Here is a 12103-nt window from a genome sequence, read left to right as displayed (position 1 = left end):
CCCATCGGCCCTGCTTGGCAGGGGATTGCTTCAGAAGAGTGGCGACCGAAGAACCATCGGAAGGCTGTAACCCTGATGGTAGAGCCCTTTTCATCTGTGGGCCCGGTCTTGGGGTAAAGCCTGATTGACTTTCAGTTTGGTACGCAGTCCCGGATTGTATGTCTTTCGACGAAGAAAGGCCAGGACATTTTTTGAGCAGATGTCGCCCCGGCGGCGGGAATGTTTGAGCATTTGTTTCGGCGGACGCCTGCCAACCGGGCAAAGGTTATGGGCCTGGCGTCGGCGGCGCGTGGCAGGATTGCCGTTCCATCGCCGCGCCGAGGTTATCCATGCCGTCGCCCGCTCGCACGCTGCTCCTGGCCTTCGTGTCCGCCTGGTTCCTGCTGGGTGGGCTGGGCCACTTCGTCTTCACCGATTTCTTCGTCGGCATCGTCCCGCCCTACGTGCCCTGGCCGCTGGCGGCGGTGTGGGTCAGCGGGGTCTTCGAACTGCTCGGCGCCGCCGCCCTGCTGGTGCCGGCATGGCGCCGGCTGGCGGCGTGCGGGCTGTTCATCCTGACCCTCTGCGTGACCCCGGCCAACCTCTACATGTGGCAGCACCCCGACCTGTTCCCATCCTTCCCGCCGACGCTGCTGGCCGCTCGCCTGGCGCTGCAGGCGTTCCTCCTCGGCTGCATCCTGGCGCTGATGCTGGCGCGGGACGAGGCGCCGCTGGCACGACGCTAGGCGCAGGCGAAAAAAAGCCACTGTGCGGGGGTGGACAGTGGCCGGGAATGCCAGGAGATGGAGGAGCAATCGGACCTGGCGTGGATAGAGTAGTAGTCACTCTGTCGAGGGTCTGTATGGCTATTGGTGAACTTTGTGAAGAAGTGCAAAGTAGAGCGGCCAACGGACGAACGGTGTTGCACGCGGCGGGACGCTCGCGGTAGTTTTTTCCCATGATCACGTTTCCCGTGGTCGCCCTCGAAGCCCGGCCCCAGCGCCGGGCTTCGTCGTTTCTGCCCGCCGCGCAACCGGACGCAGCGGGCGGCGACCGGTGCGAAAGGCTCTGGGGTGCGCCCGCACGGCGTCCGGCCAACTTAAAGTTCGGTTGTGCCGGGTGCTGTCATAACGCCATCGTTCAGTGGCCTCGGTGAGCCCCCGCACCCCCAGTTCGCTGGGGCTTGCCTTTGGTGTATCCCTTTTGCCCGGCCGCGTGCCGGGCTTTTTTATGCCCGGTCTTCTTCCTTCCGGTTTAGCCGGGGTCCGCGTTTTCTTGGCCGGCCCCTGAACCTCATCGCTGCATCGACGTCCCTAGCTACAGGCGAGCCTGTGGCCGGGGGCTTTCCATCATCCGCAAAAAGGTGAAAACCATGCTGACCATCGACTACAACAGCTATCGCACCACTACCCCCTACGGCAAACGCGTGCGCTTCCTGGTGCTGCACTACACCGCGCTCGACTTCGCCGCCTCGGTCAAGGCGCTGACCACCGGCGCCGCCAGTGCCCACTACCTGATCCCGGCGCCGCATGACCCCAGCTACAAGGCCGCCGGCTTCAAGGGCCAGCGCATCTTCAACCTGGTCGCCGAGGAAGACCGCGCCTGGCACGCCGGCGTCAGCGGCTGGGCGCGCCGCGACAACCTCAACGACACCTCCATCGGCATCGAGATCGTCAACCTCGCCCGCGACGACGACGGCGTGTTCACCTTCCCCGACTACGAGCGCTCGCAGATCAACGCACTCAAGCAACTGGCGAAGAACATCCTGCAGCGCTACCCGGACATGACCCCGAAGAACGTGGTCGGCCACTCCGACATCGCCGTCGGGCGCAAGTCCGACCCGGGTCCGAAGCTGCCTTGGAAGGAACTCTACGAGGCCGGTATCGGCGCCTGGTACGACGACGCCACCCGCGATCGCTATCGCGAAGGCTTCGAGCGCGACGGCCTGCCGCCGCGCGCCGACCTGCTGGAGGCGTTCCGCCTGTACGGCTATGCGCTGCCGGCGACGGTCGACGATGCCTACTTCACCAGCCTGCTGCGCGCTTTCCAGATGCATTTCCGCCCGGAGAACTACGACGGCGCGCTGGATGTGGAGACGGCGGCGATCCTCTACGCTCTGAACGAGAAATACCCGGCCTGAGCCACTAGCCACGAGCGGCCGCCCGATGCGGCGGCCGCTCCCTTGCCCACCCCCATGGAGGACTTGCCATGACTGCCGTCGCACAGGTCGTCGCCAAGGCGGAAATGCTGATCCGCCGCCCCATCGCCGAGGTCTTCGAAGCCTTCGTCGATCCGGCCATCACCGCCAGGTTCTGGTTCAGCCGCGGCGATGCCCGCCTCGAAGCCGGGAAACGGCTGCGCTGGCACTGGGACATGTACGGGGTTTCCCAGGAAATCGAAGTGAAGGACCTGCAGACGAACCGCCGCATCCTCATCGAATGGCCGAATGGCGACAGCAACCCTTCCCAGGTGGAGTGGCTGTTCGAGGAACTGCCCGGCGCCGGGACCTTCGTCAGCATCCGCAACAGCGGTTTCGTCGGCACCCCGGAAGAGGTCATCCCGCGGGTGGTCGACGCCACCGAAGGTTTCACCCTGGTGCTGGCCGGGCTCAAGGCCTGCCTGGAGCATGGCATCGCCTTGAACCTGGTGGCCGACCGTTTTCCCCGCGGTCTCGATGGCTGAGCATTGCCTGAGTGCGCGTCCCGCACCGCGCAGCGTGCCCTCAGGCAATGCTCAGCCGAACGCGAAGTCGGCCAGCAGTTGCAGGTTCAGGCCGACGATCGCCAGCGCTACCGCCCAGGCCAGCCACCGGGTCCCGGCGCCGATCGCCAGCGGGCCCATCAGGCGCCGGTCGGAAACGAACTGTAGCAGCGGGATCACTGCCAGCGGCAACTGCATCGACAGGATCACCTGGCTGAAGATCAGCAGCCGCGCGGTGCCATCCTCGCCGTAGAGCAGGGTCACCAGCAGCACCGGCAGCACTGCGACGCCACGGGTCAGCAGGCGCCGCGCCCAGGGCGCCAGGCGCAGGCGGAGGAAGCCCTCCATGACGATCTGCCCGGCCAGGGTGGTGGTGACCGTCGAGTTGAGGCCGGACGCGAGCAGCGCCACGGCGAACAGCAGCGAGGCGAGTTCCAGGCCGAGCAATGGCGAGAGCAGCGCGTGGGCCTGCTCGATATCGACCACCTCGGTGTGCCCGTTGCGGTGGAACACGCTGGCGGCGACGATCAGGATCGCCGCGTTGACCAGCAGCGCCAGGGTCAGCGCCAGGCTGCTGTCGGCCACCGCCCAGCGCAGCGCCTGGCGCTTGCCGGCAAGGCTGCGCGGGTAGGCGCGGCTCTGCACCAGCGAGGAATGCAGGTAGAGGTTGTGCGGCATGACGGTCGCGCCGACGATGCCGATCGCCAGGTACAGGGCAGCCGGGTCGCTGAGCACCCGCGGGCTCGGCAAGAACCCTTGGAGCACCTCGCCGAGTTCGGGACGCGAGAGCAGCAACTGTACCGCGAAGCAGGCGAAGATCAGTGTCAGCAACGCCACCACGAAGGCCTCCAGCGGCCGCTGGCCACGTCCGATCAGGACCAGCACCAGCAGCGCGTCGCCCACGCAGAGCAAGGCGCCCCAGGCCAGCGGCAGGCCGAACAGCAGCTTCAGGGCGATGGCGGTGCCGATCACCTCGGCCAGGTCGCAGGCGATGATCGCCGTCTCGCAGGCCAGCCACAGCAGGCGGCAGGTGCTCGGCGAGTAGCGTTCGCGGCAGGCCTGGGCCAGGTCCAGGCCGCTGGCGATGCCCAGGCGCGCGGACAGCGCCTGCAGCAGCATCGCCATCAGGCTGGAGAGCAGGATTACCGAGAGCAGCAGGTAGCCCAGTTGCGCGCCGCCGGCGACGTCGGTGGCCCAGTTGCCCGGGTCCATGTAGCCCACCGCGACCAGGTAGCCGGGGCCGGCGAAGGCCAGCAGGCGGCGCCACCAGTGGCCGCCGCCGGGGACTTCGACCGGCTGGGCGCGACCGGGCTCGGCGGCCTGGGGGGCCGGGGTATCCTTCGCGGACATGACGAAGCTCCTGCCGGACGCGTGCCGGCGCTGCGCGCGCCTTTCCCGGCGCGCCGTGGCGCGCGGGTTGGGCGAGCGGTTCAGGGGGCAGGAAGGAGGAAGTCGGTCAGGCCGAGGCCGCCAGTTGCCGGTGCAGGTCCGGCAGGTCGCTGGCGATCAGGTCCCAGTCCTGCTCGGCGGCGAGGTCCTGGGACTGGCCGGGGCCGTATTCCAGCGGCCGGGCGATGAACGCGGTCTTCAGGCCGAGGGCGCGCGCGGCCTTGAGGTCGTAGTTGTGCGCCGCGCAGAGCATCACCTCCTGCGGCGGCAGGTCGAGCAGGCGGCAGGCGCCGAGGTAGACCTGCGGGTCGGGCTTGTAGTGGCCGAACAGGTCGGCGCACAGCAGCATGTCCCAGGGCAGCCCGGCGTGCCGCGCGACGTCGAGCATCAGCGCGGTGTTGCCGTTGCTCAGCGCGGCGAGCCAGTAGTCGGCCTTCAGCGCGTGCATCCCGGCGAGCGTGTCCGGCCACGGCCGCAGGCGGTGCCAGAAGCCAGTGATGCGTTGCAGCAGGGCCTCGTCCAGCGCCAGGCCGAACTCTCCGGCCAGGGCCTCGAGACTCTGCCGGTGCAACTGGTCGAGGTGCTGCCAGGGCGCCTGGCCGTTGCGTACCCGGTCCATCGCCGGCTTGTATTGCTGGCGCCAGCGGTCGGTCAGTTCCACGCAGGGCAGGGTCCCGCCGAGTTCGCGCTCCAACGCCTGGAACTGCTCGATCAGGCTGGAACGCCAGTCCACCAGGGTACCGAACACATCGAACAGGATCGCGCGCATCGTGCCTCCTCGGCCGTGGCCGTCATCGCTTCAGTGCTTCTGTGGCAGCGCGGTGGGCAGGCCGCGGCCGCTCCAGGCGGTGACCACAAGGGCTACCGCCGCCATCAGGCAGAGCGCCAGCCAGCCGGGGACGAAGCTGTGGCTGAAGTCCTTGAGCAGCCCCAGCGCCGGCGGCGCGAGAACGATCGCCAACTGGTTGATGGCCATCGCCAGGCCGAGGGCGAAGCCGGTCTTGCCGACCGGCGCGGTATCCGCCACATAGGCCACCCAGGGACCGTACCAGCCGAAGCCGAAGAAGCCCAGCCAGGCCACTACCAGGCCCATCCCCAACGGCGATTGCAGGGGCAGCAGGACCAGCGCCAGCAGGCCGAGGATCACCGCGCCGAGGCAGACCATCACCGGGAAGTAGCGCCCGGCGCGGCAGCGGTCGCTCCAGGCGGCCAGCAGGATGCGCCCGGCGACGCCGCTGCCCTGGGCGACGAACAGCAGGGTCGCGGCCATGCCGATGCCGATCTCCAGGGTCTCGTGCAGGTAGAGCACGGTGAACACCAGGATGCCGTACTGCACCGAGATCAGCGCCACCCCGGAACAGACGATGTTCTTCATCGCTGGATCGGTGATCATCGCCAGCCGCGACTTCACCACCGCGCCCAGGTCGCGTTCGGCGGGGTTCGCGCCGGGCGCGGGGGCGTCCGGCGGGGTGCGGTAGAAGAGCATGAAGGCCAGCGCGCCGAGGAACGCTACCAGGCCGCCGGCGAGGAATGCGCTGCGCCAGCCGTAGATCCCCGCCAGGTACGGCAGCAGCGCGGCGGACAGCGCGCCGCCCAGCGGCAGCCCGGCCTGGCGGATGCCCATGGCGAAGCCCAGCTGGGTCTTGGCGAACCAGCGTGACACCGACTTGCTGCCGCCCGGCTGCGCCGTGCTGTAGCCGGCGCCGACGACCACCAGGAACAGCAGGATGGTCAGGTAGTCGGTGGCCCACAGCGAGGCGCAGAGGGCCAGCGCGACGATCAGCGTGCCGAGGCCGACCACCAGCCGCTCGGAGTAGCGGTCGAGCAGCTCGCCGGCCACCAGCAGGCCGACGATCGGCACCAGCTGCGCCGCCGACACCAGCAGGCCGATCTGTAGCGACGAGAGTTGCAGGTCGTTCTGGATGAACACGGCGATCGCGCCGATGCCCTGGACGAAGAAGCAGGCGCAGGCCTGGGCGAAGGTGGCGATCAGCAGGATGACCCAGCGGTAGCGCTGGGTCGGGTTCGCGGCGAGGGCGGCGGTCACTGGACGAACTCCCGTGCGAGGGTGAAGTTGGCTTCGCCGAGCGGATGCAGGCGCTGCAGCGACAGGTATTCGCCGAGGGTGCGTTCCATGCCCATGCGCTGGAAGATCCGTTCGCCGTCGAGCTCGGCCTCGGCGCCGTTGGCGCGCAGTTCGTCGAGAGCCTGGCGCAGCAACTGGCAGTTGTCGCTGAGCGTCACCTGGCCGTCATCGTCCACCGCATAGGGCGTGTCCTCCATGCCGACCCGCAGCACGTCGACCTGGCTGTCCGCCTGCGCGGCATAGGCGGCCAGCCGGCGCACCGCGCAGAGCGGGGTGCCGGCGCGAGGGCCGACGTCGAGCGGCCGGAAGTGCTGCGCGGCATGCTGCGGCATCACCGCCGCGCCGACCGTGATGCTGACCTTGCGCTTGCGCACGCCGGGTTCGCCGATATCGTACTCCAGGCTCTTGGCGCTCTCGATCACCGCGCGGAACTGCTGGTAGGTCTCCGGGAACGGCAGGCGTGGCGAGAAGCCGAACAGCAGGATCACGTTCAACTGGCCGGAACCGCCCAGGCGCAGGCGCGGGTGCTCCACGGCGAAACGGGTCATGGCGTAGCTGCGCACGTGCTGCACCCACTCCACCTCGTGGAACAGGCCGAGCTTCTGGCGCGCCTGGATGGCGTTGCGGTAGACCTGGAACTGGGTCATCGGCGAGGTCACCCCGTAGTCGGCGCCCTTGCTGGTGGAGTGGGTCTGCAACTCGGCCTTTTCCAGCGCCGTCGACGGCTGGTAGTCGCGCAGGTCGGCGAGGAAGGCCGGGCTGGAGGCATAGTCGAGGTCGAGCTTGCGCCTTTGCTTCTCCAGCTCGCAGATCACCTGCAATTCGATGGCCGCCTGGATCGTCACGAAGTGCGCACCGCCCAGGTGCAGCGGGATGGCGCAGTGGCTGACCCGCTCCCACTCGCCGAAGCGGCGGATGTTCTCCTGCACCTCGCTGCCGTTGCGGCTGGCGCCGAAGCTCAACATCAGGTCGGGGAAGCGGTTCTGCAGGGCGCGGCTGACCGCCTGGTAGATGTCGTTGTCGGTGGTCTGTTCCTGGGTCAGCGGGTTGCGCGCGTGATAGTGGTAGTAGCGGCAACCCATCTCGTAGAGCTGGCGCGCTTCGTCCAGCAGTTCGCCAGGGGCGGTGCGGATGGTGGCGCCGGTGCAGATGCTGTCGAGCAGGCGGTCGCCGGTGGCGGCGTGGTTGCGCGGGGTGAACTTGGCGCCGGTGGAGGCGCATCCGAGAATCAGGGTTTTCCGGGATCCGGTCATGGTCGTCTTTCCTCCATTCATCATTCCATTGAGGGCGGAGCGGTCCGCGGGGGACCGAAAGGCTGCCCAGGGCGTCGAAAGTCGTCGGTGTCTCAGGCAGGTGAAAGATGTCGCTGGCGGGATCGTTATGCGTTGTTCTACGAGAGGGATTTAAACCGCATGGCGGCGGCCGTGCGCGGCGCATTCGGCAACGCTCGTTGCCGCCGGCACAAAGACCTTGCGCAAATCGCCCGGCGTTGCGCCAACCGCCGGCACGGCGGCGCAACGTTGCCATTCGCGCAAGGTCGCTCAACTGGCGGCGCGCTGTCGCAGGCAATCCTCCAGGGCCTCGCCGAGGCGCTCGATCTCGCTGTCGTCGGTCAGGTAGTGCGGAGTCAGGCGCAGTACCCCCGGCAGCGCCTGCTCGCGCAGCGCCCAGCGGGCATACTGCGGGCCGATGTAGGAGGCGTTCACGCCGCGCGCGTGGAGGCGCTTCAGCCATTGCTCGCCGCTCAGTTCGGGGGCCGCGTAGGTCATCAACGCGCTGGCGTGCGGCCCTTGTTCCAGCGGCGTCCAGCCGAGCCGGCGGTAGAGCTGCTGGGCGATGCGTTCGCGCAACTGGCGGTTGCGCCGGGCGATGCGCTGGACGTCGGTCTGCAACAGGTAGTCGCAACTGGCCTTGAGCGCCAGGCGCAGCCCCGGGTTGAACTCCGAGCATTCGAAGCGCCGCGCATCATCCCGTGCCTGCAAGGCGAAGGCGTCGCTCCATTGCGCGCCGCCGACGTCCAGCCCGTCGGGCAGGGCCAGGCGCTCCAGGGCGCGTTCGCCGAGATAGAGCACGCCGAGTCCCTTTGGCCCGCGCAGCCACTTGCGTGGCGGGAACACCAGCACGTCGCAGCCGATCGCCTCCACCGCCAGCGGCAACTGGCCGACCGCATGGCTGGCATCGAGGAAGAACAGCCCGTCATGGGCGCGGATGCGCTCGGCCACGCCCTCCAGCGCGGTAGCCGCGCCATGCCCGGTGGGCACCGCGCTGAGCGACAGCAGCGGCGTCTGGCCGGGGGCGAGGTCGTGCAACTGCTCGTCGAGCCGTTGCAACAGCTGTGCGGCGTCGCCGCGTGCGTCGATCAGGCGCAGCTCCAGCCCGCGCTGCTGGCGCGCGGCGAGCAGGCACAGGCTGTTGGAACCGTATTCGTCGAAGCTGCTGATCGCCCGTATCCGTGGATGGGCGGCCAGGGCCGCGGCAAAGGCCACCGACCAGGCGCGGCTGGCGCAGTCGAGCAGGGCGATGTGCCGTGGCTGGGTGCCGAGCACTCGCGCGACGCTGTCGCGGACCGCCAGCAAGGGCTCGGCGAAATGCTCGGCGGCGCGCTGCACGCCCCAGCGCCGCTCGGCTTCCAGCCAGTTGTCGAGGGCGTCGTAGAGCACCTGCGGCGGCAGGCTGGCGGAGCCATGGGCGAAGTGCGCGTAGCTGCCCCAGGCCGGGGTCTCGCGGCGCAGGCGCAGCAGTTCGTCGGCACCGAAGGCGTCGGGGGCGGCGGGGAAGAGCGCGCTCATGGCCGCACCGCCGCGATCAGTTCCACCTCCACCGCGGCGCCGCGCGGCAGCTCGGCCACGCCGACGGCGGCGCGGGCGTGGCCGCCGCGCGCGCCGAGCACCTCGTCGAAATATTCGCTGGCGGCATCGATCACCGCCGGCTGCTGGACGAAACCCGCCGCGCTGGCGACGTAGCCGGTCACCTTGAGCAGCCGCTCGACCCGTTGCAGGCCGCCCAGCGCCTCCTCCAGCGCCTGCAGGCAGCGCGCCGCGCAGAGCCGGGCGGCCTGGCGGGCCTGTTCCAGGTCGAGTTCGCTGCCGACCTTGCCGGTCCAGCGCAGCTCGCCGTGCTGGCGCGGCAACTGGCCGCTGACGTAGGCGATGCCGGCGTGGAGCACCACCGGCTGGTAGGCGCCGCCGGCGACGATGGCCGGAGCGGGGGATGTCTGCATGGTCCTGTCCTCGTGGCGGACCCGCCCGGCCACGATGCTCGGGCGGGTCGATGGCTGGAAAAGCGCGACCTCACTACTGTGGGCCGGTTTTCCCGGTCTGTTTTGCGGGAGTCGACGAGCTGCTTGCCAAATCGGCAAAACAAACCGAACTTTAGCCTTGCAACAGGCACCGCCGCGCGAAGTAGACTGAAAACGCCCGACCGTTGAGGAACGCGCAACGATGATCGACCTGGTGATGCTCAAGGACTTCCTCGTCCTCTGTCGGATCAAGAGCTTCAGCCGTGCGGCGCAGGAGTGCCATGTCTCCGTGTCCGGGCTCAGCCGGCGTATCCAGACCCTGGAACAGTGGCTCGGCGCGCCGGTCTTCGAGCGCCACAAGCACGCCCTCGAACTGACCGAGGCCGGCCGCCAGTTGCAAGGCGTGGCGCAGGACGCGGTGCGCGCCCTGGACAACCTGCGCCAGTCGATCCGCGAGCGCGACGAAGACGCCCAGCGGCGCATTCGTTTCTGCGCCCCGCACATCCTCTCCTCGGTGTTCTTCCCGCACTGGATTCCGCGCCTGCAGGCGGACTTCCGCAGCGCCAAGTTCAGCGTCGACTGCGATTACCTGCCGCAATGCCTGTCGCGCCTGCGCGACGGCTCGGTAGACTACGTGGTGGCGTTGCTCGACGAAGGCGAGGCGGTGTCGCGCCGCCTGGGCATCGACAGCGAAGCCGAGTTCCAGCGCCTGGAGCTTGGCCACGAACAACTGGTGGCGGTCTGCGCGCCGGACGCCGCCGGCCAGCCGCTGTTCAACCTCGACCGCCTGCAGACCGAAGCGCTATCGTTCCTCGGCTACTCCGAGGAATGCCACCTGGGCTGGGCCCTGGAACCGCTGCTGCGCGACAGCGGCCTGTTCCTCCAGCGCCATCACAGTTCCAGCCAGACCGAGGGGCTGCGCTTCTTCGCCCAGTCGCGCCTGGGCGTCGCCTGGCTGCCGCATACCCTGGTCCGCGAGGACCTCGCCAGCCGTCGCCTGGTGCGCGCCGGCGGCCAGCGCTTCGACGTGCCGTTGCGCTACACCCTGATCCGTCGCCGCCTGCCGCTACCCGGCGAGGCCGAACGCCTGTGGACCTTCCTCGGCGAGCTGGCGCGCCCGGCGCCGCGCTACGCGGTGGTCGGCGCGGCCTCCTGAGCCGCCGTCTCGGCCAGCAGGGCGCGGCGGAATTCACCGACCAGGTCGTCCTGCGCCGAACCGCTGCGGCTGACCATCACCAGCTCGCGCTGGAATTCCAGTGCGCCCAGTTCGATCACCCGTACCCGCGCCGGCTCGCGTAGCCACAGCCCGGCCCGGGGCAGCAGCGCCACGCCGAGACCGTTCTCCACCATCCGCGCGATCGCGTCGATCTCATCCAGCTCCATCACCTGGCGTGGCCTGAGCTGTTGCGCCTCGAGGAAATCGCCCACCAGGCGACCGCCGAAGGACACATGGTCGTAGCGGATGAACGGTTGCGTGCGCAGCAATTCCAGCGCATCCGTCGCAGTGCATTGCGGCGGCGCGATCAGCACGAACGGCTGGCGCTCGACCCGTTGCGCGGAGAGCCCGCGCGGCAGGTTGAACGGCGGGCGGATGAGGATCGCCAGGTCCAGTTCGGCGGCGTCCACCTGGTCCAGCAGGTGCAGCGAGACGCCCGGCACCACCTGCGGCTCGATGTGTGGCGCCTGTTCGGCGAGGCGCTTGAGCACCTCCGGCAGCAGCCCGGTCTGCGCCGTGTTCACCGCACCGATGCGCAGGCGTCCGCGCGGGCTGTCGCCCTGGCCGATGCCGTCGAACAGCGCGAGGATCTGCTCGGCCGTACGCACCGCCTGCCTCCCGACCTCGTTCAGGTGTGCCGCGCGCGGCGTGCGCTTGAACAACTCGACGCCGACGCTGCGTTCCAGCGCGCGGATCTGCGCGCTCACCGCCGACTGCGTCAGCCCCACCTGTTCCCCCGCCGCGGCGAAGGAGCCCCGGCGCGCCACGGCGACCAGGGTGCGGAGTTCGCGGATCATCCAAGCCTCGAAAAAAGTGTTGCTCAGGCGAAATATTATGCGCTTTCCATCGAAATCGGCACGGCAAATAATCCCGGCACACCCACAGAGGAACCGCGCCATGAGCCTGATGCCCTTCCACCTCGCCATCCCCGTCCACGACCTGCCCGCCGCCCGGCGCTTTTACGGCGAGGTCTTCGGCCTGAGCGAAGGCCGCTCCGCCGAGCACTGGGTCGACTTCGACTTCTTCGGCCACCAGTTGGTCATCCACCAGCACCCGCAGACCGACTCCCAGCGCCACGCCGGCAGCAACCCGGTGGACGGCCACGACGTGCCGGTGCCGCACTTCGGCGTGGTCCTCGCCTGGGACGACTGGCACGCCCTGGCCGAACGCCTGCAGCAGCGCGGCACCCGCTTCGTGATCGAGCCCTACATCCGCTTCAAGGGCCAGGTCGGCGAGCAGGCCACGCTGTTTCTCTTCGACCCCTGCGGCAACGCGCTGGAGTTCAAGAGCTTCCGCGACATGGACCAGTTGTTCGCCAAGTGAGATTGCCGGCGCTCCGCCTGGAGGCTGCGCTTACTGCGCGCAGTCCGTGCAGAACTCCAGCGCCGCGCAGCTGGACTGCTCATCCGGCAGGCTCGACGTCGCGCACTCTTTCTTGCGCACCACGCTACCCAGCGGCGCCAGTCCCCTTCCACCTTCATCCCCCTGCGACGCA

General features: G+C 68.9%; 12 protein-coding genes. 5 read left to right on the top strand and 7 right to left on the bottom strand.

All coding sequences use genetic code 11. From position 1 onward, the window contains the following. Window positions 1-329 precede the first annotated feature (329 nt). The 3 genes from HMPREF2716_RS09410 (at window position 330) to HMPREF2716_RS09400 (ending at window position 2661) form a co-directional block, all read left to right on the top strand. Entirely contained in the window at window positions 330-725 is a 396-nt protein-coding gene (locus HMPREF2716_RS09410; RefSeq protein WP_003114197.1) for a DoxX family protein, read from the top strand. 626 nt (window positions 726-1351) lie between these two features. Beyond that, entirely contained in the window at window positions 1352-2119 is a 768-nt protein-coding gene (gene ampDh3, locus HMPREF2716_RS09405; protein WP_003106625.1) for an N-acetylmuramoyl-L-alanine amidase AmpDh3, read from the top strand. Window positions 2120-2187: 68 nt separating this feature from the next. Next, the gene (locus HMPREF2716_RS09400; protein WP_003085649.1) at window positions 2188-2661 is read left to right on the top strand and encodes an SRPBCC family protein; all 474 of its coding nucleotides are present in this window, start codon (window positions 2188-2190) and stop codon (window positions 2659-2661) included. Window positions 2662-2712: 51 nt separating this feature from the next. Here the strand turns inward: HMPREF2716_RS09400 and HMPREF2716_RS09395 are convergent, their stop codons facing one another. From HMPREF2716_RS09395 to HMPREF2716_RS09370, 6 genes are all read right to left on the bottom strand, one after another. Continuing rightward, on the bottom strand, window positions 2713-4029 hold the full coding sequence (locus HMPREF2716_RS09395) for an Nramp family divalent metal transporter (protein WP_003106624.1): 1317 nt from the start codon (window positions 4027-4029) through the stop codon (window positions 2713-2715). Window positions 4030-4135: 106 nt separating this feature from the next. Next, window positions 4136-4837 (bottom strand): haloacid dehalogenase type II, encoded by a 702-nt coding sequence (locus HMPREF2716_RS09390; protein ID WP_003085652.1) that lies wholly within the window; start codon window positions 4835-4837, stop codon window positions 4136-4138. Between the two features lie 30 nt (window positions 4838-4867). Continuing rightward, a complete protein-coding gene (locus HMPREF2716_RS09385) occupies window positions 4868-6115 on the bottom strand; it encodes an MFS transporter (RefSeq protein ID WP_003085654.1) in 1248 nt (415 codons plus the stop codon). After that, window positions 6112-7407 carry a 3-keto-5-aminohexanoate cleavage protein gene (locus HMPREF2716_RS09380; RefSeq protein WP_003124233.1) on the bottom strand — a complete coding sequence of 432 codons (1296 nt, stop codon included), beginning with the start codon at window positions 7405-7407 and terminating at the stop codon, window positions 6112-6114. The genes HMPREF2716_RS09385 and HMPREF2716_RS09380 overlap by 4 nt, the downstream gene beginning before the upstream one ends. 288 nt (window positions 7408-7695) lie before the next feature. Continuing rightward, window positions 7696-8943 carry an aminotransferase class V-fold PLP-dependent enzyme gene (locus HMPREF2716_RS09375; RefSeq protein WP_070621866.1) on the bottom strand — a complete coding sequence of 416 codons (1248 nt, stop codon included), beginning with the start codon at window positions 8941-8943 and terminating at the stop codon, window positions 7696-7698. After that, the gene (locus HMPREF2716_RS09370) at window positions 8940-9374 is read right to left on the bottom strand and encodes a RidA family protein (RefSeq protein ID WP_003116494.1); all 435 of its coding nucleotides are present in this window, start codon (window positions 9372-9374) and stop codon (window positions 8940-8942) included. Before HMPREF2716_RS09370 ends, HMPREF2716_RS09375 begins: the two co-directional genes overlap by 4 nt. Before the next feature lie 220 nt (window positions 9375-9594). Between HMPREF2716_RS09370 and HMPREF2716_RS09365 the strand changes: the two genes are divergently transcribed. After that, a complete protein-coding gene (locus HMPREF2716_RS09365; protein ID WP_003085661.1) occupies window positions 9595-10548 on the top strand; it encodes a LysR family transcriptional regulator in 954 nt (317 codons plus the stop codon). On the opposite strand, the gene HMPREF2716_RS09360 is transcribed toward HMPREF2716_RS09365, so the two are convergent. Beyond that, window positions 10521-11405 (bottom strand): LysR family transcriptional regulator, encoded by an 885-nt coding sequence (locus HMPREF2716_RS09360; protein ID WP_003085663.1) that lies wholly within the window; start codon window positions 11403-11405, stop codon window positions 10521-10523. The two genes, HMPREF2716_RS09365 and HMPREF2716_RS09360, sit on opposite strands and share 28 nt — an antisense overlap. Before the next feature lie 100 nt (window positions 11406-11505). On the opposite strand from HMPREF2716_RS09360, the gene HMPREF2716_RS09355 reads away from it, so the two are divergent. Then, complete coding sequence (locus HMPREF2716_RS09355) at window positions 11506-11931, top strand: VOC family protein (protein ID WP_003158599.1); 426 nt, start codon at window positions 11506-11508, stop codon at window positions 11929-11931. Window positions 11932-12103: the final 172 nt, after the last annotated feature.

The sequence above is a fragment of the Pseudomonas sp. HMSC076A11 genome (genome assembly GCF_001810205.1).
Lineage (GTDB): Bacteria > Pseudomonadota > Gammaproteobacteria > Pseudomonadales > Pseudomonadaceae > Pseudomonas > Pseudomonas aeruginosa.
Note: the sequence above shows the minus strand (reverse complement) of the source record. Positions and strands in the feature narration are given on the sequence as shown.